Below are 20,881 nucleotides of genomic sequence, written 5' to 3' on the forward strand. Positions count from 1 at the left end.
GGCACCTATGCCTGACTTCACCATCGAAACCACCTATCGCCTGCCGGTCTTCCGGCGTCGCACCTATGAAGCCGGCACGCTGGACGAGGCGTGCCGTGCTGCCATCGAAGATGACAGTTGGGATATCGCCGAGAAGGACTTCGATTCCTCGGGCGCAATTCATATCACCGGCATCTGGGACGGCGCACATGCGGCCTATGCGGGTCCGCCGATCCAGATCCCCCAGCAATTCGATGAACCTGTCCAACGCCGGGCGCGTCATTTCGAGATCCTGCTCGGACTGCTGAAGATCCTGTTCGATGACGTCCGTGCTGCCCGGCCACCGTCGCTCGATTGGCTCGACCGATCTGCCTGGGCGATTGCCCGAGGAGAAGCCATTCTCGCCGGAGACCCGGATCCTGAAGAGCCGGTCGACCCACCCAGGACCGGTCATGTGCTCGCCAAGCTGCAGGAGGATCAGGTCCGCCATGCGGTCGCCGCCGTGCTGGAGATCGACCGAAGTTTCGACCCTCTCACCCCGGAGGCGGTCACTGATGACGACATCCACGCGGCGTGCATCACCGCAGTTACGGCATTCGACGTCTCGGATGTCGTTGGCAGCGCCGAGTTCCAGGCGGCGCTCTTGGCAATCCGGTCGGCACGCCGCCGACTGGCTTCCGATTGATCCTTCCTATTCCTCAAACATCACTCAACCTCGCCCGGCCGCCGTGCCGGGTTTCTGCTTTTAAGGAGACAGCTTATGACCACTCTCACCTCCAACAACCCGTCCGCCCGTTCCGCCTTCAAGGTCGATATCACACGCGGCGAGCGGATCGGCCGCGTTTCGTCGGAATGGTTTTCCCGTCCTGACGATGAACGCTTCCTGTCGCTGAGCGATCTCTACGACACCGTCCGGTCCCGCGCCGAGCGCGCCCATGCCCGAACGATCGAAAGCGCTGCGATCCGGGTCGAGGCAACGCGCGACAATGCGGAGCGGCTTGAGCTTGTTGTCCCAGGTCAGCGCCAAGCGATCGCACCGACCCACTGGAGCTACGGGCAGCTTTGCAGCCTGGTTGGCGCTCCCGCCACCTATATGCGGCAACTGCCGGCGCCGCTTGCTGCCATCAACCTGCAGCATGGCCTGCTCAACCATCGTGCCGAGCTCGTCAAGACGCTTGAGATGGATGACGGCCGGCTGGAACTGCGGGCAGTGACCGGACCGGAATACGGTCGGATCTGGGATCATGAACTGGTCTCGTCGGTCATGAAGATCGCCGGCAATGGAACCGGCGACACGATGTGGAAAGTACCAGGTGTTCTCGACTGGGCGACGATGACCCACAATCCCTTCGTCGACATCACCAAGGACACGACGACGCTTTATGCCAGCGACCGGGACGTTTTCCTGTTCCTGGTCGACGACACCCATCCGATCGAAGCCGGACGGCTGCCGAACGGTGGGCCCGATCTTTACTTCCGCGGCTTCTACGCCTGGAACTCGGAGGTTGGATCGAAGACGCTCGGTATAGCCTCCTTCTATCTGCGAGCGGTCTGCGCCAACCGCAATCTCTGGGGTACGGAGAATTTCGAGGAGATCACCATCCGCCATTCGAAGTTCGCCGCCCAGCGCTTTGCGCATGAGGCAGCACCCGCGCTGACCAGCTTTGCCAATTCGTCGCCGGCCCCTTTCATCGCCGGCATCAAGGCGGCACGGGAGCGGATCGTCGCGCGCAAGGAGGACGACCGCGAAACCTTCCTGCGCCGGCGCGGATTCTCAAAAAGTGAGACCGGCAAGGTGATCGAGATGGTGCTGTCGGAGGAGGGGCGGCCGCCGGAGTCGGTCTTCGATTTCGTGCAGGGCATCACCGCGCTGGCGCGCACCAAGACCAATCAGGACACGCGTCTGGAACTCGAAGGCAAAGCGAAAAAGCTGCTGGAGAGTGCCTCCTGACGCGCCTCGAGACAGATCAAACTAGCCTCAACATCAACATCACCATCAGCCCGGCCCCGTGTCGGGCATTTCCGTTCATGGAGCACTGCAATGGCTATCCCCGATTACGCACGCTTGAATTTCGACACGCTGCTTCGCGCCGCGTCCGATGGCAATCTCGCTCTCATGGAATGCCTTGATGCCGCCACACGCGAGCCGCGTTACGTGCCCTGCGCCGTCGGCCGCAGTGACGGCGAATGCGCCTTCACGCCGTTTGGCCATCTTGCCGAAGGCAATCCCTACGATGCCTATCTGCCGCCCGATCCCGATGATCCGACTGGCTTCCTCGTAAGCCCGACGACCTAGGCACTGACAATAGCCGGCGGTTTAAGCCAGCGATCCCCGATCCTGCCCTGGCTGCCCGATTTCGTTCCTCCGACCTTCGGCAGGACGCTGGGCTCCCCTGTTCTTTCCTCACTCTTGGAGCATCCTTCGATGAATATCATCTCGCATTCCCAGATCGTCTCCACCTCTCCACGTCCTGATATCAAAACGCGCACTGAAGCACTTATGGATGCTGGCGGTCAGATCACGCCGTTTCTGGAGCAAGGTAAAATCGTCACCACAGCTGACCTGCGGCAAATCATGACCGAGGTTTTCGGCGGCAGCGACGCCGAGGGCCTCTGGCTCTGGAAGGAGGCCTATGAGGCGGCTGAGATCGCCCAGGTCCTGTTTCTGCGTAAATTCCGCGGTGTCGTATCCGGAACCCAGTCGCCCCGAGCGACGCTCGCGATGCTGACGAAACTGGTAAACCTCGTGCCGACCCATACACGCCGATCCGAAGAGAGCCAGGCACGTCAGCAATTCTCGACCCCGATCCCGCTTGCCTATGTCGCATCTCGTGCTGCCGGCATCATAGCCGCTGACGTGGTGCTCGAGCCGTCGGCTGGGACCGGCATGCTGGCGATCTTTGCGGAGCTCGCAGGCGCTCGCTTGGCGCTCAACGAATATGCGGTGGTCCGACACTCGCTGCTGGGGCGGCTCTTCGCCGGCGTTTCGGCCTCCCAACACGATGCCGCGCATATCGACGATTACCTCGACCGATCCATTCGGCCGACCGTGGTGCTGATGAACCCGCCTTTCTCAGCGGGCGTTCAAGTCGAAGGTCGCGTGGCTGATGCCGCCTGGCGGCATCTGGCCTCCGTGTTCGCGCGGCTTGCTCCCGGTGGGCGGTTGGTCGCGATCACTGGTGCGGGCCTTTCTCCCGACAATCCCGCATGGCGGGACGCTTTTGTGCGGCTGCAGGAGAAGAGTACGGTCCTGTTCAGCGCGGCGATTGGGGGCAGCATCTACACCCGTCATGGAACGACAATGAAAACGCGCCTGATCGTGATCGACAAGATTCCGGCTGACGATCCGTTGAAGCTTGTGACGTCGAGCGGCACTGCGCACGATCTGGAAACACTGCTCACCTGGATCACCCGCCTTCCACCCCGCGCGCCTGCGGCGGCGCCTAATTCCATTGGTGCGCTCTCCAACGGTATCCTGCGCGCGCACACGATGCGTCCAGCAGCGGGTGCCAAACCGTTGCATCGCCTCGCGGTCGGCGGGCAGGCGAAGCCTTCACCCATGGCCCGTCCTGCTCCCGTCGATGATGAGATCATTGAACTCTCCTACGAACTGCACGATGCTGCTGCGCCGGACCATATTGGCGCCGCCGATGGTCTCTACGAGCCCTATCGGCTGCAGTCGATCCACATCCCCGACGCAAAGCCCCATCCCGACACGCTGGTCGAATCCCTTGCCATGGCATGCGTCGCACCGCCGAAACCGACCTATCGTCCGCACCTGCCGAAGCGCATCGTCATCAGCGGCGATCTCTCGGATGCCCAGCTCGAGAGCGTCATCTATGCCGGCGAAGCCCATTCCGGCTATCTCGCCGGCTACTGGAATGTCGATGCCTCCTTCGACAACCTGAAGGCTGTCGCGCCTAACATCGACCACGCCGTCCGCTTCCGTCGCGGCTGGTTCCTCGGTGATGGCACGGGCGCGGGCAAGGGCCGCCAGGCCGCCGGCATCATCCTCGACAATTGGCTCAAAGGCCGCCGTCGCCATGTCTGGATTTCGAAGTCCGACAAGCTGATCGAGGACGCCCAGCGTGACTGGGGTGCGCTGGGCCAGGAAAAGCTGCTGGTGACCCCGCTGTCGCGGTTCCGCCAGGGCAGCCCGATCAAACTGGAAGAAGGCATCCTCTTTACGACCTTCGCGACGCTGCGCACCGACGAGCGGGAAGGCAAACGCTCGCGCGTCCAGCAGATGGTCGACTGGCTCGGCGTCGATTTCGACGGCGTGATCGTCTTCGACGAAGGCCATGCGATGGCAAACGCAGCCGGCGGCAAGTCCGACCGCGGCGACAAGGCGGCGTCGCAGCAGGGCAGGGCAGGCCTTCGTCTGCAGCGCGCACTGCCGGATGCCCGCGTCGTTTACGTTTCGGCGACCGGCGCCACGGACGTCGAATCGCTGGCCTATGTCGAACGGCTCGGTCTCTGGGGCAGCGCCGACTTTCCCTTCCCGACGCGCTCCGAATTCATCGCGGCGATCGAGGACGGCGGCGTCGCCGCCATGGAGGTGCTGGCGCGCGACCTGAAAGCCATGGGCCTCTACGCATCGCGGTCGCTCTCCTTCGAAGGCGTGGAATACGAAATCCTCGAGCACGAGCTGACCGAGGAACAGGTTCGCATCTACGACTCCTATGCTGAGGCCTTCCAAGTCATCCACAATCACCTGGACGCCGCAATGGAGGCATCCGGTATAACCGGCAAATCCGGGACATTGAACAAAAACGCTAAGGCCGCCGCACGCTCGGCCTTCGAAAGCTCGAAGCAGCGCTTCTTCAATCATCTTCTGACCTCGATGAAGACGCCGGCCCTTCTGAAAGCGACCGCTGCAGATCTGAAAGAGGGTCACGCTGCGATCGTCCAGCTCGTCTCGACGGGCGCGGCTTTGACCGAGCGCCGGCTGGCACAGATCCCGACCGAGGAATGGGGCGATCTGCAGGTCGACGTGACGCCGCGGGAATATGTCATCGACTATCTGATGTACTCCTTCCCGGTGCAGCTCTTCGAGGAATTCTCCGACGCCGAGGGCAATCTCAGTTCCCGTCCCGTCCATGACGCAAACGGGAACCCGGTGATCTGCCGGGAGGCGGAACGTCGGCGCGACGAGCTAGTGGAAACCTTGGGTAGCCTGCCGGCGATCCCGACGGCGCTCGACCAGATCGTCCAGCACTTCGGAACCAGCCAGGTCGCCGAGATCACCGGCCGCTCGCGTCGCATCGTCCGCCGCGAGGACAGCACGTCCATCGCCCGCTATGCCGTGCAGAACCGGCCGGCCAGCGCCAATCTCGACGAGGCCCGCGCCTTCATGGACGACGATAAAGACATTCTGGTCTTCAGCGACGCCGGCGGGACCGGCAGATCCTACCACGCGGATCTCGCCGCCAAAAATCAGCGCCTGCGTCTTCACAACCTTCTGGAAGCGGGTTGGCGCGCCGACGTGGCGATCCAGGGTCTTGGGCGCAGCCATCGCACCAACCAGAAACAGCCGCCCCGGTTTCGGATGATCGCCACCAACGTCAAAGCCGAGCGGCGCTTCCTCTCGACCATCGCCAGACGTCTCGATACGCTCGGCGCCATCACCCGGGGGCAGCGTCAGACCGGCGGGCAGGGGATGTTTCGCAGCGAGGACAATCTCGAATCCCAATATGCCCGCGACGCGCTGCGGCAATTCTACGGACTGCTGTATGCCGGCAGGATCGAAGGCTGCTCGCTGGACAAGTTCGAAAGCATCACCGGCCTGTCGCTCACCTCGGAGGAGGGCGGACTGAAGGATGAACTGCCGCCGATCCAGACATTCCTCAATCGGATGCTGGCACTGACCATCACCATGCAGAACCTGCTGTTCGAGGCCTTCGAGCAGCTGCTGGCCGCCCGCATCGAGGGGGCTATTGCCGCCGGCATCTATGACAAGGGCCTGGAGACGATCACCGCCGACAGCATGACAATCGCCGACCGGCGGCTGATCTACACGCATCCGGTCACCGGCGCGCAGTCGCACCTCTTGACCATCGAGCGCAGGGATCGCAATGCGCCGATGCTGCTCCATGATGTGCAGGCTCTGGTCGGTCGCGATCCCCGCGTGAAGCTGATGATCAACGGCAAGTCGGGGCGACCGGCGGTGATGGTGCCGACCCGTTCGATCATGCTGGACGATGGCTCGGTCCAGCCGCGCGTGTCGCTGATCCGGCCGATGGACGAGCTCCGGTTCGAGACCCGCCAGCTTGAAGAGACGTCCTGGGAGGAAGCCGACGAACAGGCCTTCGCCCTTGCCTGGAATACCGAGGTCGCCGCCGTGCCGGAATTCTCGACGTCGGTGATGCATATCGTCACCGGACTGCTCCTGCCGATCTGGAAACTGCTGCCGCAGGATTTCTGCCGCATTCGTCGTCTGGAGACGGATGACGGCGAGCAGATCGTCGGCCGCGTCATCGCGCCCGACCGGCTGGCCGGCCTTTGCCGCAACTTCGGGATCGATCAGACGCAAGTATTGAGCGGCGACCAAGCCTGGACGGCGCTGGTCGACGGATCCTCGATCGTCGGCCTTGCCGGTGACGTGACGCTCCGCCGCGTCCGCGTCATGAACGAGTACCGAGTCGAACTAACCGGCTTTACCGACGGCATGCGCGACTGGCTGCGGTCGATCGGGCTGTTCTCCGAGATGATCAATTGGAAGCTGCGCTTCTTCGTGCCGGTGACAGATGAGGGCGCGGAGATCCTGTCGAAGCTGATGCAGCGTCATCGCCTCGTCGATGTCGCGCGCCGGTCCTGATGGAGGCCTGCCCATGCTGTCCGCCTCGGATCTGGCGGGCCGTCTCGCGCAAGACGCGGAGGCGGTCTGCCGTCACTATCTTTCCGCCGGCCGCCGCGCCGGCAACTACTGGCTCGTCGGCGACGTCGCCAACAGCAGGGGCCGGTCGCTCTATGTGCATCTGATCGGCCCGCGTGCTGGGCGGTGGACGGATGCGGCGACCGGTCAGTTTGGTGACCTGCTCGATCTCGTCCGCGAGGCCTGCGGTCTCGTGGACTTCCGTGACGTTGCCGAGGAGGCGCGCCATTTTCTCAGTCTGCCCCAACCCGAACCGGTGTCGGACCTCAGGGGCGACGTCGGTGATGGCCCTCCGGCCGAGCGGCCGGCGACGGAGCGGGCACGACGGCTGTTTCGAATGACGGAGCCGTTGGCGGGTACGCTCGCCGACATCTATCTGCGCGAACGCGGCATTCTGCGGGCGTCCGCCCATGGCGCGCTGCGTTTCCATCCGTCGTGCTACTATCGCGATCTCGTCACTGCTCGGACGACCAGCTTTCCGGCTCTCATTGCGGCAGTGACCGATGCGGCCGGAGCCATCACCGGCGTGCATCGCAGCTGGCTCGATCCCGACGGCGTCGGCAAGGCCAAGGTGGACGATCCGCGCCGTGCTCTCGGTGGGTTGCTCGGTAATGGCGTCCGTTTCCGCTATCCCGTTACCGATCCTGTACCGGTCCTGGCAGCGGGCGAGGGCCTCGAGACCATGCTGTCGCTCTCACATGTGATGCCAGGCATGCCGATGGTCGCCGCCCTGACGGCCAATCATCTTGCGGGCTTCCACTTCCCGCCCGGATGCCGGCGTATCTATATCGCGGCCGACGCGGATGCCGCAGGCCGGCATGGGATCGAGGGATTGAGCCGACGGGCGCAGGCGCACGGGATCCTGCCGTTGGTGCTGTCGCCGGAACTAGGCGACTTCAACGATGATCTGCGCCGGCTGGGTCCCGACCGGCTGACAGCAAGCCTCAGGGCTCAACTCACTCCGGAAGATGCGGTGGCCTTCCTGCCCTGATGAGGCTTGTCGGAAGGAGCACAGGCGGGATTGCTGCAGCGCGGGTGAGAGGACGGTCCGTGGTGCCGGCTCCCCGTGTGAATGCGCGCCCGCGGGCCTGCTGAGAGGCGACCCTTATCACGCGGGCCTCCGGGCCTTCAGCGGGTCGGTCGGGTTTCTTCCCCTGCCGGCCGCAGGCGCGGCCCGTCATTCCTCGCGGATCAAGAAACTCTCCCTCCGCCGCCCGGCGCTTCGCTGGGCCGCTGCGCTTCACTTGCGGTTCCGGCCTCGGCCCGCGTGACCGGGTTCGCCGTCAGGCCGCGAGAGGCGCGGCCCACGAAACGGAGACCATCATGGACCTGATCCTTCACCCCGACGACGGCTTCGAGCCCCATCACGCTTCCTCTCCGACCGACAGCTTCATCTACGAGATGCAGGTCTTCGGCTATCGCCCCTTCCAGGACGAGCCCGATCCGCGGCCATTGCCGGAGGAACCTCAGGTCCAGTCATCGATCACAACGATCTTCGACGCCCTCGCCGAGATGCTCGGCGACACCCGCCTGGAGCCCGATCTCGAAGACCTGTTTTGGTCGATCCCCAATCTGTTCCATCGTGCCGGCGAGCGCATCCAGCGCGAGCTCGATCGCAACGAGGAGGCGCAGCGTACCGGCCAGCGCGAGCAGGACGGCTCGGAGGTCAAGAGTGTCGAGCTCGAGCGCCTCATCGCCGAGGGCATCACGCTGTTGGAACGCCGCAACGCCTTCGAGTTCATGCGCGATGTTTCCGCCGATCTGTTCGAGGCGCAAACCGGGTCCGCCTGGCGGCCCCGCACTGGTTCCAAAGTGAACCATGCCAACATGACGGCGGCGATGATCGATAGCCGGGACTTCCTCTCCGCGCGGCGGCGCGCCGAGACCGAGGTGCTGATCCCCGCCGGCACCAAGATCGCCTTCTCCGGTGGCATGGACTACAATGATCATGAGCGGATCTGGGCCAAGCTCGATCAGGCGCATGCCAAGCATGCCGACATGGTGCTGCTGCACGGCGGTTCGCCGAAGGGCGCCGACCGGATTGCTGCATGCTGGGCTGAAGCCCGCAAGGTGACGCAGATCACCTTCAAGCCGAATTGGACGAAACACGCCAAGGCCGCACCGTTTCGGCGCAATGACGATATGCTGTCGGTCATGCCCGCCGGATTGATCGTCTTTCCCGGAAACGGCATCACAGGCAATCTCGCCGACAAGGCACGCCGGCTCGGCATTCCGGTCTGGCAGGCTTCAGGAGACGGTGCGTGAGCGCCGTCTTCCCGGATACATGGAAAAGATGGAAAACATGGGAAAAATGGATTATATGGGAATCGAAGTGGAGATCTTTGCGATGAAGCAGTTCACGACAGGCGACCTCAACAAGCAGATCGGCGACGTTACCGATGCGGCAAGCCGCGAGCCGGTTGTTCTGACTCGCCACAAGAAGCCTCGCTTCGTGCTGATGAGCTACGATCACTATGAGCGCATGCGCACCGGTGGCGACCCCCGCCGCGCCTTTCATATCTCGGAAATGCCCGCCGAGCATGCGGAACTGTTCGACGAGGCGCTCGATCGGCTGGCGCGCGGCGAAGGCTACGACGATGAGCCGTGAATTCCGACCCGGCGAGGTCATCTCCTATCCCTACCTCTGGGCTTGGCAGCAGCAGCGCGGTGAGACCGAAGGCCGCAAGCAGCGTCCCGTCTGCGTCGTCATCGCCATCCGCAATGCGGCCGATGGAAATACCCATCTGGCGCTTCTCGCCATCACCACCCAACCGCCGCAAACGGGTCGCGCCTCATTGGAGATCCCGGACATCGAGCGCAAGCGCGCGGGCTTAAGCGATCTGAAGCAGTGCTGGATCATGGTCGACGAATACAATTACGATATCGTCGAGCGCTCCTGGTATATTGAGCCCGGTCAGGACATCGTCGGCCGCTTCAGCAAACCCTTCATGGTGAAGATCGCCAGACTGTTTGCCGAGGCGCGCGGCCGAACCGGCCGGGTCAACCGCCTCGACTGAGACTTGCCGCATCCCCGCCGGGCGCTGGGGCGACATCCCTTGAAATCACGTGTGTCACGCGGTTGCGCTCCGCAGAACTGCAGTCGCGTCAGGAGAAGCCTGCGGTTCGAGCGTGATGCCGACCGAAGCCGTCTTTGACGATGAGGATGGGATCAGGACTGTGCCGATCTCTCGCGATGTGCCCGACTGGTTGACGGCCGGCGTCCGTTGACCCGAACACCACCAACGCATGTCACGAGCGCGGCACTCCGCGCGGCAGCAAACGGGCGCCACGGCGAGGTCTCCTGACGACGTCGCAATCAAAGACCATTCCCGTTCTTTATGTCGCCTTTCTAAGGGACCGGCCACGATCAGCGTCAACCCGCAAGGGGTTTCCCTTCGCTACGCTGCGGTGACGCCTGCGGCGCGGCCCCTTCTTCGGGCGCCATCGGGAATGGTCCCGATGCAACGAAGGAGACAATCCCATGGCTACCACGATCGCAACTCTCACCGAAAAGACCGACGGCACTCTCGAAGGCGTCTTCGCCACCATACGGGTCAACGCCCCCATCGCCCTCGTGCCGAACGCCAACAAGGCGAGCGAAGAAGCCCCGGACTACCGCATTATCCACCGTAAGACCGGCTTTGAGATCGGCGCAGGCTGGAACCGCGTCTCCCGCCAGACCGGCGAAGAATACATCTCCACGAAGCTCGAAGCGCCCGAGATCGGCGTGATCTTCGGCAACGTCGCCCCAGCGCCCGGCGGCGAGCCCGGCAAGAAGGTCATCCTCTGGAACAGCCCGGCCTGAACCGGACCGCCGGCCCCGAAACCGGGGCCGGCCTCCCCATTCCAAAGGAGGCCGCCATGAGCCGCTACACAATAACCGTCACCAGGACCGCAGTCCGCCACGCCGACCCGGATGCCATTATCGGCTATGACCGCCCGCTTCAGACGTTCTTCCTCCAGGCATTTCCGGATGCCGGTGGCGAGGATCTCGAACTCTGGCTTGGCACTGACTTAAGGGAGTTCGAAACCCTGTCGCAACTGCGGTCCGCAGTGATCGCACGCGGTTTCGACTTCATACCCTTGGCATCTGGCATTCTTCACAAGCTGCTGGACGACCATGCCCGCGAAGCCCGTCATGCGGTTAGCGACACGATCATCCAGGATCTTCTCAACGGGACATCCGCCCGCTGACGCAATCCCAAAACGAAAATAGCCCGGCACGGCGCCGGGCTATTTTTTGGCATGCTGACAAGATTACTTGTTCAGCGCATCCTTCAGTGCCTTGGCCGGCGTAAAGGCTAGCTTCTTGGCCGCGGCAACCTTGATCGTCGCGCCGGTCGACGGGTTGCGAGCCTCGCGCTCCGGTGTCGCCTTCACCTTGAACTTGCCGAAGCCGGGGAGGCTTGTCTCGTTGCCGGCAACCGCGGCCTCGGTGATCGAAGCGATGACAGCTTCGACGATCGTCTTGGCCTGCACCTTTGTAAGGCTGTGGTCGGTTGCGATCTTGTCGGCGATTTCATTGGTCGTGGTCATATTATTCTCCGCATCATCGTTGATGCGAGAATCCCTGACAGGGGATCAAAGCGCTGTCATCGACGCACCGCGCGAAGATCGACGATTTGCCCATTTTTCCACAACTACCAAGGGCTTTAAGGCATCTCCGTGGGTCTGCGTGGTGGATCCGTAAGCGGGCATCGAGCCCGCTTGCGGATCTCTGGTGCCATACCTGAGGAAATGTCTGCTCAGTCCGTCCGAGGGTGTCATGGGGGCATGACGGCCTCAAGGACGAGCGGTGCCCCCAATTTTGCCTCCGCTCCGGTTCCCTGCACTCCGACAAAATCGGCACCCCCACACGCCGCCGCTGGCGGTCGCGTTCCGCGATCCCTGACCCCGCCACGCCCCCATGACCGCGCGCGTCGTCTTTCACAAACGTCAAGGAGACGACGACGATGCTTCTGGAACAACACATTGAAGAGCTTCGCCTCGAACTGCGCGAAGCAATCGACCCCGTCGAGCGCCGCGAGATCGAAATCGAACTGGAGCTGGCTCGCGCCGAGCTGGCAGTGATCACCGCAGAGCAGGAGGGCGCAATCGGCGCCGAGCCACCCTTCTGAGGGTGGCTTTCGCCATGTCGCCTGGCCTGACGCGCCGGATCGACCGGCGCTTCAGGCCCGAAGCATCGCTTCGCCATCCGCACGTGCCAGATCCTGCGGTGTTTCCTACGGAAACGGCGAAAGCGGCCGGACACCCCCACTCCTGTTTCGATCCCATGCCAATCGACATGAGGATGCGTCCGCCCCACGGCACTCCCTTCGCTATCGATCACCCGACGCATCTTGCCGTATATGCGGTTTCGGCCTGTATCCGCGCGACCGCCTCTTTCGCAAAAGCTGAAGGAAGAGCCTGACTGCCTCTTCCTCCCGCGTGAAATGATGCTCCCGCCTTTGACCTCTTGCACCGATGCGGCCCCATCGGCGGATGAGACAGGCATCGCCGAACAGATTCGGTTCAATCGACATGGCATAGTAGCGGGCCATGTTTTTCTTGGCGTCGATGCGTTCGACATAGAGCTGGTAGCGTTGCGCGATCATGACACGGAGAATCGGGCAGGGCCGACTCGGCGTCCAACGACATGTTTGAATCGGTCGGTCTCGATTGATTCATGCTGATGATGGGTTGTCAGCGGATGATTCGAGCGAGCCGCCTGCGGCGGACGGTGCTATTCGCTCTCGCTCACGGAGCCCGCAATCGGTCTCCGCCCATTCGGGTCACGCCCCTCTCGCGGCTGCTGCGCCGGCGGCGCGAAGTCGCCGCGACCATGGCCGAGGATAGACTGCATGGCCGGCTGGACGCCGGATACAGACACGGCGCCTGGGGCGCCGTGGTCTATCTCTCTCTGACGTTCCATTGTGCACCCACCACTCCGGCGTCAAGGACTGCGCGGCCCCTCCAATTTTCCGCCGCTGTCCCTTCGGGCCATCACCAGAAAATCGGTTCCTCCGCTTGCCGCCGCTGGCGGTCGCGTCCGCGATCCCTGACCCCTCGCGGCTACGGTGCGGCCTCCTTTCGTCAGAGGACGAAAAGGAGACATCTTATGACACAGCGCAAGATCAAATACATCGACGGCGGCAGCCCGGAATACTGGCGGCAGCGGACCGAGGGTTTTCGTCTCATCCGTGAAGCCGAACGCTCTCATGAGCGCGTCAAGCGGGCACCGATGTACATCTCCGGCGGTTATGACGTGGACGGCGATGTCATCCCGGTGGAGAACCTCGGTCCATGGGACGCCATGGACGAAGCGATCCGAGCCATCGAGGCCAACGAAACGGCGGTCGACATTCTCGTCGCTCAGCGCCGCACGGAGATCGGCTTGTGGCGCATCAATGCGGTGATCCGCGAACTCGAACAGGCCGAACTCGAACAGGCCGAACTCGGACAGGCCGAGGCATGTCATGTCGAGGATCCCGAGAGCAATCCGCTCTGGGGACCCGACAGCGATTGACGTCAAGACGAGAGGCGGCAGCGCCTCTCGTCTCTCCTGCTGGCTTGACCGCTTGTCCGGCATCGAGCCTGCGCGCGGTCTTGAGGGGAAAGACTCGCCGCCTCTCCCCTCAAGCACCCCTCTCCCTGCGGAGCGGGTAGCCACCCGCCCGGCCTTTCGGGCCGGTAAACGGACGCTGCCGCGACTTCCCCAAACAACACGGAGAGGACGAACTCCTTGCGCTACGCCCTCATGCTTCGGGCTCCGCTCCAGGTGTTCGTCCTCTCCTGCGGTGCGCTCGCCGTCTCGTCGTTCGCATGTCGTCGGGGCCCGGTCCCTCCGGTCACGTCCCCTCGACTGCTCACGACGACGGCTTGCTTCAGCATCCATCATCCAACTGGGCTGGCAACCATGCTGCTCCTCCGGCGCAGATCACAGGCTGGGCCTGTGATCGCTGTTGCTTTGTCTGACGACTCGCAACAGCATTGGCGCCTCGGGCATGGTCGCCAGCCCAGTTGGATGATGGATGGCAGGATAGGCTAATGGTATACCATTAGCCGTTTCGCCCGAGGGGCGAGGGTTGCGGCAGCGCATCCGATGCCGAATTATGCCAATGTTTGCGGGCGGATCAGAAGTGAGACGGAATGCCGGTAAACACCGGGCTTACTCGCCTGGAGGGTTCCCCTCGCCAACAGGATGTCGTTACCGGTATCCGTACAGCTTCGAGAACGGCCGCTCGCTGAATCGGTGAATGCGTCAATGAGAGAAATGGCCGATCGGGGATACTCCTAAACGGCGTATCGGTTTCTCGGCAAATAGGTGGTCGCGTCAATAGGTAAATCGGCGATTAGGCGTATGAGAGGGCGCGCGAATAGGGTTTCGAGCGTATCGGTGAATCGGTGAACCACACTATCGGTGCTTAGGCGAATGAGCGTTGCGGTGATTGCGCCAATCGGCAGATGGGTGACTGCGTGAATCGGAGGATGGGCGTTCGCGTCAATAGGTAAATCGGTGATTAGGCGTATGAGGGAACCCGCGAATAGGTTTTCGAGCGTATCGGTGAATCGGTGAACCACACTATTGGTGCTTTGGCGCATGAGCGTTTCGGTGATTGCGCCAATCGGCAGATAGGTGAATGCGTACGCATCCGAGGTGGACCGCATTGCGGATGTGAGTGAGGCTGTGGATGCTGTGTCTATATAGACGGCAATATAGACGGTGCTTTCATCATGGATATCACAAGCGATCTCGCAGGGCGTTTCAGCCGGATGGAGATTGTCGATAGCGGCCGTCGCCGGCGTTTCTCGGATGAAGCGAAGCTGTCGATCGTGGCTGAGAGTTATAATGGTCCTCGGCAGGTTACGGCCACGGCGCAGCGCCACGGGATCACGCGCTGGCAGTTGAATGCCTGGCGCAGGGCCGCGCGGGAAGGACGGCTTGTCGGCCGCTCGACGAAGGGCTTTGTTCCGGCGATAGTCGTTGCCGATCCCGTTGTTGCGAGGAGGCCACCTGCGGCGAGTGTCGCTGTGCCGTCTCCTGTCACCGACCACGGTCGCATGGAGGTGGTGAGTGCGAACGGCCGGCGTGTGATCGTCGGTCGGGATGTCGACGTGGACGTTCTGCTCCGGATCATGCGTGGTCTGGAGACGTTGCGATGAACCCGTTTCCAATGGGAACAGGGATCAAAGTGTGGCTGTCGACTGGACATACAGACATGCGGTGCGGCTTTCCTTCCTTGGCCCTTCGGGTGCAGGAAGTTTTGAAGCATGATCCGCTGGGCGGTCATTTGTTCTGCTTCCGAGGGCGCCGCGGTGATCTGATAAAGTTGATCTGGCATGACGGCCAGGGCGCCTGCCTGTTCACGAAAAAATTGGAACGCGGTCGGTTCATCTGGCCCAATGTAGAGGGTGGCGCGGTGGCGATCACGCCGGCGCAGCTTTCTTATTTGTTGTCCGGAATTGACTGGCGAGCCCCTCAGGAAACCTGGCGTCCAACGCGGGTTTAAGCGCCTTTTGCATTGAATTTGTTGAGTAAATATGCTCTTTTAGCGGCATGTCACTGCCGCCGCTTTCCTTTCCTGACGATCTTACCAGCGCCCACGCCGCGCTGCTGGCAGAACGCGAGGCGCGGTTACGGGCCGAGGCAGAAGCGGCCAGCGCCAAAGCAAAGCTTTCCAGTATCGAGGCGCTCAACGCCCATCTGCAATTGCTGATCGCTAAGTTGGAACGCGACAAACATGGACCGAGCCGGGAGCGCACCCAGCGGCTGATCGACCAGATGGAACTGCAGCTTGAGGAGCTGGTCGCTGATGCGACCGAAGACGAGCTGGCTTCAGAAGCTTTTGCTGGCGAAACCCAGACCGTTCGTGCCTTCACCCGTAAGCGACCGGTGCGCAAGCCCTGGCCAGAGAATATCGAGCGTGAACGCGTCGTCATCGAAGCGCCGAGGACCTGCAATCACTGCGGCGGCGAACGGCTGTCGAAGCTGGGTGAGGATGTCACCGAGACGCTGGAGGAGATCCCGCGCCGCTTCAAGGTCGTTGAGACCGTGCGTGAGAAGTTCAGTTGCCGGGAATGCGGCTGCATCAGTCAGGCACCCGCTCCCTTCCATGCCACGCCGCGCGGCTTCCTCGGTCCCAACCTGCTCGCCACTATCGTCTTCGACAAGTTCTCAGAGCATCAGCCGCTCAACCGCCAAAGTCGGCGCTTTCGCAGCGAGGGGATCGATCTGTCCACCCAGACGCTCGCCGACCAGGTTGGCTACGTCAGCGCCGCCGTCAAGCCGCTGTTCGATCTCATCGAAACCCATGTGTTTGCGGCCGAGCGATTGCACGGCGACGATACCACCATCCCGATCCTCGCCAAGGGGCAATGCACGACGGGGCGCATATGGACTTACGTTTGCGACGATAGGCCCTTTGGGGGACAGTCGCCGCCGGCTGCCGTCTTCTACGCCTCCAGCGACCGGCGGGGCGAACATCCGCAACGACACCTGGCCGAGTTCAGTGGCATCCTGCAAGCCGACTGCTACAACGGTTATGTTGCGGCCAGCCATATGTGGTCTTGCTGACCTATTCCCTTTGTCAACTGAGTATTTGGGCCGATTGACGCAACATAAATCGCGAGTTTGGCTGCCGAACCTTTTCTCGTTTGGAGGTTCGCCATGGATCACCCTTCCTTTTCCAACCAATCCGCTGATGCCCTATTTCTGGAAGTGCCGTTCGCTGACGAGCGGAACCGCTATTTGCACCACTGCGCTACACTCGGAGCGAGACCTGAAGTTCTTAGGGTCAAACGCAACGAACTCCTGTGGATCGCGCTACATCTCGGTCCAGAAGCTGCGGCCGGAGTCGGCATGGCGGAGTTGTTACCGATCGCGCAGGCTCGGCAGAATCTTCGCGGTGCGGCTACCGCTGCACGGCGGGTTATCGATATCGGGCGCCCCTGGCTGAAGTTCCTCGGCTGGTGGCGTGAACCCACTGTCATATTGTCATACCAGGGGCAACTCGACCGGTATATCGCCTGGATGCGTGACGAACGCGGTTTGACACCGTCGACGGTGGAGCAATGGGGGAGCATGACCGGCAGATTCTTACTGTGGTGCGAACAGGCGAACCGTCAGCTCAAGGATTTGAGGGCAGAAGACATCGACAACTATATAGCGACCCAAGGAGCCGGGCGCTGGGGTCGTGTCTCGATTGCACATGTCGCCTCCGCCTTGCGCGCATTTCTGCGATACGCGGCAAAAGAGGCGTGGTGCTCAGACCGCTTGGCGAGGTCAATATCGCGGCCTCGGCTTTATCAGCAAGAGTCTCTGCCATATGCCCCGGATTGGTCTGACGTCCAGAAGATGTTGGCCGCCGTCGACACGGACCGGCCCCGCGACATCCGGGACCGCGCGATCCTACTGCTGCTGGCTGTATATGGTATGCGGCGCGGCGAAGTCGCCGCACTGCAGCTCCACCAAATCGACTGGGCGGGGCGAACTCTTCGGCTTTTCCGTCTAAAGCGACGACAAGCCCAGATCTATCCGCTGGTGCCCTCTGCTGCTGAAGCATTGGCGCGCTACGTCGATACGGTGCGGCCGCCGTCATCGTGCCAAGAAGTCTTTCTCCGTATGCAGGCGCCTCAACGGCCCTTGAAGGCGACCAGCATTTATAGCGTCGCCAATCGGCGATTTGTCGCGCTCGGTATTCAAGCGGCGCATAGAGGCGCGCATGCGCTGCGCCATGCCTGTGCAGTTCGCTTGCTTGCTGAGGGGCTGACCATCAAAGAAATCGGCGACCATCTTGGACACCGCAGCACCGCGGCAACAAGTGTCTACGCAAAGGTGAACATGACAGCTCTTCGCGAAGTCGGCGCCTTCGATTTGGGAGACGTCCTATGAAGCTGATCGACGTCATCGATGTCTACCTCGCCCGGCAACGGTCACTGGGCATGCGCTTCGAGTCTGCCGGACGCTTGCTCCATCACTTCAGGCGAGCAGTCGGCGATCGACAGATCGGCGAAGTAACCCCGGAATCGGTCATTGATTTCCTCAATGGAGACAAGGGGCCGACCGCGACGTGGGCACTCAAACACAGGGTGCTGAGTGGCCTCTTTAGATTCGCAATAAGCCGCGGATATGCCGATCGCTCGCCTCTGCCGACAGTTCTGCCGAACCTGCCGCCGCAGCAAACGCCGTACGTATATTCGACCGAGGAACTGCGCCGACTACTGGAGGCAACATCGACTTTGCGAACGGGCTACAGCCAGCATGTACCGGCGATGTACCGTACGATGATCCTGCTCCTCTACGGAACAGGCATGCGGATCGGCGAGGCCCTGCGCTTGACTTTGAAGGATGTCGACCTCGTCGAAGACGTCATCACCATCCATTGCACCAAATTCTTCAAGACTCGGCTGGTTCCAATTGGACCGAAGCTGTCTGGAGAACTGGCCGCGCATCTCGAGCGTCGTGGCTTGCTGCCAATGCCGCAGGGAAAGGCGGCGCCGCTATTCGCGTCGCGCGGCATTCGAGGGTGGACTTATCAGAGTGTCGTCACCATGTTCCAACATGTCCGCCGAGCCGCCGGTATCGAACGCCCGATCGGCGAACTGCGCCCTCCACGTATCCATGATCTTCGCCACACAGCGGCCGTGCACCGTGTCGTCGCATGGTATCATTCCGGCGAGGACGTCCAACGATTGCTCCCGCAACTCGCGACCTTCTTTGGTCACATCGACATCCGATCGACCCAACGTTATCTGCAAATGACGCCTGAACTCCTGGAGGCGGCCAGCCAACGCTTCGCCCAGTATGCGATGGAGGGCAGCCATGAAGAATGAGATGCTCCTGGGACCATGGGTGCGGCGGTTCCTCCTTGAACATCTGGTGGCGGAACGCAATCTGTCCCGAAACACTCAGGCCAGCTACCGCGACACCTTGATGCTCTTGCTTCCGTTTGCCAGCAATCACGCGGCGCGTCCCATTGATCGAATGTCGGTCGAGGATCTGACACCGTCAATCATCCGTCAGTTCCTTGATCACCTGGAACGCGATCGAAAGTGCAGCGGGGTCACTCGAAACCAGAGGCTGGCAACCATACGCTCATTAGCAAGGTTCATTGGCATGCACTCACCGGTCCACATCGCGTGGTCCGGCGAAGTACGAGCGATGCCGTTCAAGAAGACCGCCAAGGCCATGATCGGATATCTCGAGAAGCCAGAGATGGACGCCCTCTTGGCACAGCCGGACCGTCGTACGCCTCTTGGCAATCGCGATTACGCTTTGCTTCTGTTCTTGTACAATAGCGGTGCCCGTGCCGATGAAGCGGCGCAGTTGATCGTCGACAATTTGCAGCTTGGCCGGCAATCGTCGGTGCGACTACACGGCAAGGGAAACAAGTTCCGATCATGTCCGTTGTGGCCAGCCACTGCAACGACCCTGTCGAAGCTCGTCGACGGACGTGGCAAGCGGGATCCGGTCTTCCTGAATCGGGTCAACTCGCCATTGACGCGGTTCGGGATCCACAGACTCGTGACCCACTATGCCGAGCTGGCGAGCAAAATAGTGCCGTCGATCGAGACGAAGCGCGTTAGTCCTCACACGATCCGACATACAACCGCAGTCCACCTGCTGCGCGCTGGCGTCGATATCAACACAATCCGTGCCTGGCTTGGCCATGTGTCTCTGGACACGACGCATGTTTACGCCGAAGTCGATATGGAAATGAAGGCCAAGGCGCTGGCTCGGGTCGACATCTCTGACCAACAAACCACGGTCTCCCAGCGTGCGCTACCGTCCCTAATGGCCTTCCTGAAGGCTCTCTAGCGCGGTCGTGGAGTTGAAGTTTATGTTGCGGTGCAAGCCGGGGAAACGAACCTTTCTCCGGCCACCGCTACATATGGCTGGCCGCAACATAACCATTGATATGTTCTGGAGAACATATCAACGGCTTCAATCCGCTCTTCGACCGGACGCTGAAGCAGAACCCGGTAACGCCGGCCTTCTGTTTTGCCCATGCACGCCGCAAGTTCTTCGAGCTGGCCGATGTCTCGCGCAGTGCCCGGCGGGGCAAGGGCTTGAGGCCTGTCTCGGCGACGGCGTTGGAAGCGGTCAAGCGTATCGACGCGCTGTTTGACATCGAGCGTGATATCAATGGCAGAAGCGCCGAAGACCGGCTTGCCGTGCGCCAGGAAAAGAGCAAACCGCTGCTCGATGAGCTGGAGGCCTGGTTGCGGCAGCAGCTAGAAGGCTTGTCGCGATCCTCGCCGGTGATTGAGCCAATCAACTACATGCTGTCGCGCTGGCAAGACTTTGCCAAATATGCCGATGACGGCAGGATTTGCATGACAAACAATGCGGCGGAAAGAGCCCTGCGCGGCGTGGCCTGCGGTCGAAAAAACTGGAGCTTCGCCGGTTCCGATCGCGGCGCAGACCGGGCTGCCATCATGCTGACCCTCATCACCACGGCCCGCCTCAATGAGATCGACCCCAAGGCCTGGCTCGCCGACGTTTTGGCTCGCATCGCCGATCTTCCTGTCTCCCGCCTGCATGAGCTGTTGCCATGGGAGTGGAAGGCGATCAAGGCAGCGGCTATACCGGTTGCCGCGTAAATAACTGCCGAAAAAGCTCTTCCGATCGGCGCAGGCCCTCATCCGTCAGAACGAGCGACTTCGACTTGTTCACCGGGTCGCCGATCAAGCCTTTCCGATGCAAGCGATCCGTCGTCGCCCAGTCAAACCCCTTCCAGGCGCAACGCTCGTTGTGAAGCGTCAGCCATAGCAGCGCCAAAACCGCATCATCGATTTTGCCTTCGTCGATCTCCATTCCGCCATCTTACCACGCGCGACTGCGCAAATCCCGCGGCCTACCTCGGATGCGTACGTGAATGCGTGAATCAATGATTGAGCAAAAGCGTAAATGAGCGAATCAGCGTAAGCGCTCATTTCGCTGCGCGTTGACGCAGTGGATTGTGAGGCCCGCAGCGGCTTATGCGGCAGTGGATTTGGCGAAGTTAAATGGGAGCAGATCGTCGATATTTGCGCCGTCCGGACGCTGCG

20 protein-coding genes and 2 pseudogenes are annotated in these 20,881 nt (G+C 61.9%); 19 read left to right on the top strand and 3 right to left on the bottom strand.

Translation table 11 applies throughout. The features are described 5' to 3' along the window. The first annotated feature begins 7 nt into the window (after positions 1-7). From JTP94_RS10335 to JTP94_RS10380, 10 genes are all read left to right on the top strand, one after another. Positions 8-664: a hypothetical protein gene (locus JTP94_RS10335; RefSeq protein ID WP_204850406.1), complete on the top strand. Its 657-nt coding sequence runs from the start codon at positions 8-10 to the stop codon at positions 662-664. Positions 665-739: 75 nt separating this feature from the next. Beyond that, positions 740-1,930 carry a DUF932 domain-containing protein gene (locus JTP94_RS10340; RefSeq protein WP_204850407.1) on the top strand — a complete coding sequence of 397 codons (1,191 nt, stop codon included), beginning with the start codon at positions 740-742 and terminating at the stop codon, positions 1,928-1,930. A 90-nt stretch (positions 1,931-2,020) separates the two neighbouring features. Further along, positions 2,021-2,275: a DUF6117 family protein gene (locus JTP94_RS10345; RefSeq protein ID WP_204850408.1), complete on the top strand. Its 255-nt coding sequence runs from the start codon at positions 2,021-2,023 to the stop codon at positions 2,273-2,275. Positions 2,276-2,404: 129 nt separating this feature from the next. Further along, entirely contained in the window at positions 2,405-6,796 is a 4,392-nt protein-coding gene (locus JTP94_RS10350; protein ID WP_204850409.1) for a strawberry notch-like NTP hydrolase domain-containing protein, read from the top strand. A gap of 13 nt (positions 6,797-6,809) precedes the next feature. Beyond that, positions 6,810-7,844: a toprim domain-containing protein gene (locus tag JTP94_RS10355; RefSeq protein WP_204850410.1), complete on the top strand. Its 1,035-nt coding sequence runs from the start codon at positions 6,810-6,812 to the stop codon at positions 7,842-7,844. Between the two features lie 332 nt (positions 7,845-8,176). Continuing rightward, positions 8,177-9,118: a DUF2493 domain-containing protein gene (locus JTP94_RS10360; RefSeq protein WP_204850411.1), complete on the top strand. Its 942-nt coding sequence runs from the start codon at positions 8,177-8,179 to the stop codon at positions 9,116-9,118. A gap of 82 nt (positions 9,119-9,200) precedes the next feature. Beyond that, a complete protein-coding gene (locus JTP94_RS10365) occupies positions 9,201-9,461 on the top strand; it encodes a type II toxin-antitoxin system Phd/YefM family antitoxin (RefSeq protein ID WP_064245283.1) in 261 nt (86 codons plus the stop codon). Then, positions 9,451-9,870 (top strand): hypothetical protein, encoded by a 420-nt coding sequence (locus JTP94_RS10370; protein WP_113397258.1) that lies wholly within the window; start codon positions 9,451-9,453, stop codon positions 9,868-9,870. The genes JTP94_RS10365 and JTP94_RS10370 overlap by 11 nt, the downstream gene beginning before the upstream one ends. Before the next feature lie 464 nt (positions 9,871-10,334). Beyond that, a complete protein-coding gene (locus JTP94_RS10375; RefSeq protein WP_064245277.1) occupies positions 10,335-10,658 on the top strand; it encodes a DUF736 domain-containing protein in 324 nt (107 codons plus the stop codon). A gap of 56 nt (positions 10,659-10,714) precedes the next feature. Beyond that, positions 10,715-11,047, top strand: coding sequence for a hypothetical protein (locus JTP94_RS10380; RefSeq protein ID WP_204850412.1), 333 nt, complete (start codon positions 10,715-10,717; stop codon positions 11,045-11,047). A gap of 63 nt (positions 11,048-11,110) precedes the next feature. Here the strand turns inward: JTP94_RS10380 and JTP94_RS10385 are convergent, their stop codons facing one another. Next, a complete protein-coding gene (locus tag JTP94_RS10385; protein ID WP_204850413.1) occupies positions 11,111-11,389 on the bottom strand; it encodes an HU family DNA-binding protein in 279 nt (92 codons plus the stop codon). A gap of 416 nt (positions 11,390-11,805) precedes the next feature. On the opposite strand from JTP94_RS10385, the gene JTP94_RS10390 reads away from it, so the two are divergent. After that, positions 11,806-11,970, top strand: a complete 165-nt coding sequence (locus JTP94_RS10390; RefSeq protein WP_168320284.1) for a hypothetical protein — start codon at positions 11,806-11,808, stop codon at positions 11,968-11,970. 201 nt (positions 11,971-12,171) lie between these two features. Here JTP94_RS10390 and JTP94_RS10395 read toward each other — a convergent pair whose 3' ends face one another. Further along, positions 12,172-12,447: a WGR domain-containing protein gene (locus JTP94_RS10395; RefSeq protein WP_130760009.1), complete on the bottom strand. Its 276-nt coding sequence runs from the start codon at positions 12,445-12,447 to the stop codon at positions 12,172-12,174. 503 nt (positions 12,448-12,950) lie between these two features. On the opposite strand from JTP94_RS10395, the gene JTP94_RS10400 reads away from it, so the two are divergent. The 8 genes and pseudogenes from JTP94_RS10400 to tnpC (JTP94_RS10435) form a co-directional block, all read left to right on the top strand. Beyond that, positions 12,951-13,358 carry a hypothetical protein gene (locus tag JTP94_RS10400; protein WP_204850414.1) on the top strand — a complete coding sequence of 136 codons (408 nt, stop codon included), beginning with the start codon at positions 12,951-12,953 and terminating at the stop codon, positions 13,356-13,358. Positions 13,359-14,566: 1,208 nt separating this feature from the next. Continuing rightward, positions 14,567-14,995 carry an IS66-like element accessory protein TnpA gene (tnpA, locus tag JTP94_RS10405; RefSeq protein ID WP_204850415.1) on the top strand — a complete coding sequence of 143 codons (429 nt, stop codon included), beginning with the start codon at positions 14,567-14,569 and terminating at the stop codon, positions 14,993-14,995. Next, the gene (tnpB, locus tag JTP94_RS10410) at positions 14,992-15,342 is read left to right on the top strand and encodes an IS66 family insertion sequence element accessory protein TnpB (RefSeq protein WP_204850416.1); all 351 of its coding nucleotides are present in this window, start codon (positions 14,992-14,994) and stop codon (positions 15,340-15,342) included. Before tnpA ends, tnpB begins: the two co-directional genes overlap by 4 nt. A gap of 47 nt (positions 15,343-15,389) precedes the next feature. After that, a pseudogene (tnpC, locus tag JTP94_RS10415) lies at positions 15,390-16,376 on the top strand (IS66 family transposase); the annotation flags it as partial. A 123-nt stretch (positions 16,377-16,499) separates the two neighbouring features. Continuing rightward, positions 16,500-17,723 (top strand): tyrosine-type recombinase/integrase, encoded by a 1,224-nt coding sequence (locus tag JTP94_RS10420; protein ID WP_204850417.1) that lies wholly within the window; start codon positions 16,500-16,502, stop codon positions 17,721-17,723. After that, complete coding sequence (locus tag JTP94_RS10425; protein WP_204850418.1) at positions 17,720-18,664, top strand: tyrosine-type recombinase/integrase; 945 nt, start codon at positions 17,720-17,722, stop codon at positions 18,662-18,664. The genes JTP94_RS10420 and JTP94_RS10425 overlap by 4 nt, the downstream gene beginning before the upstream one ends. Further along, positions 18,654-19,649, top strand: a complete 996-nt coding sequence (locus JTP94_RS10430; protein WP_204850419.1) for a tyrosine-type recombinase/integrase — start codon at positions 18,654-18,656, stop codon at positions 19,647-19,649. Before JTP94_RS10425 ends, JTP94_RS10430 begins: the two co-directional genes overlap by 11 nt. 116 nt (positions 19,650-19,765) lie before the next feature. Further along, a pseudogene (gene tnpC / locus JTP94_RS10435) lies at positions 19,766-20,434 on the top strand (IS66 family transposase); the annotation flags it as partial. On the opposite strand, the gene JTP94_RS10440 reads toward tnpC (JTP94_RS10435), so the two are convergent. Continuing rightward, complete coding sequence (locus tag JTP94_RS10440) at positions 20,415-20,648, bottom strand: DUF6429 family protein (RefSeq protein ID WP_204850420.1); 234 nt, start codon at positions 20,646-20,648, stop codon at positions 20,415-20,417. The pseudogene tnpC (JTP94_RS10435) and the gene JTP94_RS10440 overlap by 20 nt on opposite strands. Positions 20,649-20,881 lie beyond the last annotated feature (233 nt).

Source organism: Martinezella lusitana, from assembly GCF_016901135.1.
Classification (GTDB): Bacteria; Pseudomonadota; Alphaproteobacteria; order Rhizobiales; family Rhizobiaceae; genus Rhizobium; species Rhizobium lusitanum_D.

What these genes read in the sequence shown, in the direction of transcription:
- JTP94_RS10350 (WP_204850409.1), top strand. Translation starts at nt 2,405, where the DNA reads ATGAATATCATCTCGCATTCCCAGATCGTCTCCACCTCTCCACGTCCT.
- tnpA (WP_204850415.1), top strand. Translation starts at nt 14,567, where the DNA reads ATGGATATCACAAGCGATCTCGCAGGGCGTTTCAGCCGGATGGAGATT.
- JTP94_RS10400 (WP_204850414.1), top strand. Translation starts at nt 12,951, where the DNA reads ATGACACAGCGCAAGATCAAATACATCGACGGCGGCAGCCCGGAATAC.
- tnpB (WP_204850416.1), top strand. Translation starts at nt 14,992, where the DNA reads ATGAACCCGTTTCCAATGGGAACAGGGATCAAAGTGTGGCTGTCGACT.
- JTP94_RS10420 (WP_204850417.1), top strand. Translation starts at nt 16,500, where the DNA reads ATGGATCACCCTTCCTTTTCCAACCAATCCGCTGATGCCCTATTTCTG.
- JTP94_RS10365 (WP_064245283.1), top strand. Translation starts at nt 9,201, where the DNA reads ATGAAGCAGTTCACGACAGGCGACCTCAACAAGCAGATCGGCGACGTT.
- JTP94_RS10345 (WP_204850408.1), top strand. Translation starts at nt 2,021, where the DNA reads ATGGCTATCCCCGATTACGCACGCTTGAATTTCGACACGCTGCTTCGC.
- JTP94_RS10355 (WP_204850410.1), top strand. Translation starts at nt 6,810, where the DNA reads ATGCTGTCCGCCTCGGATCTGGCGGGCCGTCTCGCGCAAGACGCGGAG.
- JTP94_RS10360 (WP_204850411.1), top strand. Translation starts at nt 8,177, where the DNA reads ATGGACCTGATCCTTCACCCCGACGACGGCTTCGAGCCCCATCACGCT.
- JTP94_RS10395 (WP_130760009.1), bottom strand. Translation starts at nt 12,447, where the DNA reads ATGATCGCGCAACGCTACCAGCTCTATGTCGAACGCATCGACGCCAAG.
- JTP94_RS10430 (WP_204850419.1), top strand. Translation starts at nt 18,654, where the DNA reads ATGAAGAATGAGATGCTCCTGGGACCATGGGTGCGGCGGTTCCTCCTT.
- JTP94_RS10335 (WP_204850406.1), top strand. Translation starts at nt 8, where the DNA reads ATGCCTGACTTCACCATCGAAACCACCTATCGCCTGCCGGTCTTCCGG.
- JTP94_RS10440 (WP_204850420.1), bottom strand. Translation starts at nt 20,648, where the DNA reads ATGGAGATCGACGAAGGCAAAATCGATGATGCGGTTTTGGCGCTGCTA.
- JTP94_RS10385 (WP_204850413.1), bottom strand. Translation starts at nt 11,389, where the DNA reads ATGACCACGACCAATGAAATCGCCGACAAGATCGCAACCGACCACAGC.
- JTP94_RS10425 (WP_204850418.1), top strand. Translation starts at nt 17,720, where the DNA reads ATGAAGCTGATCGACGTCATCGATGTCTACCTCGCCCGGCAACGGTCA.
- JTP94_RS10370 (WP_113397258.1), top strand. Translation starts at nt 9,451, where the DNA reads ATGAGCCGTGAATTCCGACCCGGCGAGGTCATCTCCTATCCCTACCTC.
- JTP94_RS10390 (WP_168320284.1), top strand. Translation starts at nt 11,806, where the DNA reads ATGCTTCTGGAACAACACATTGAAGAGCTTCGCCTCGAACTGCGCGAA.
- JTP94_RS10375 (WP_064245277.1), top strand. Translation starts at nt 10,335, where the DNA reads ATGGCTACCACGATCGCAACTCTCACCGAAAAGACCGACGGCACTCTC.
- JTP94_RS10380 (WP_204850412.1), top strand. Translation starts at nt 10,715, where the DNA reads ATGAGCCGCTACACAATAACCGTCACCAGGACCGCAGTCCGCCACGCC.
- JTP94_RS10340 (WP_204850407.1), top strand. Translation starts at nt 740, where the DNA reads ATGACCACTCTCACCTCCAACAACCCGTCCGCCCGTTCCGCCTTCAAG.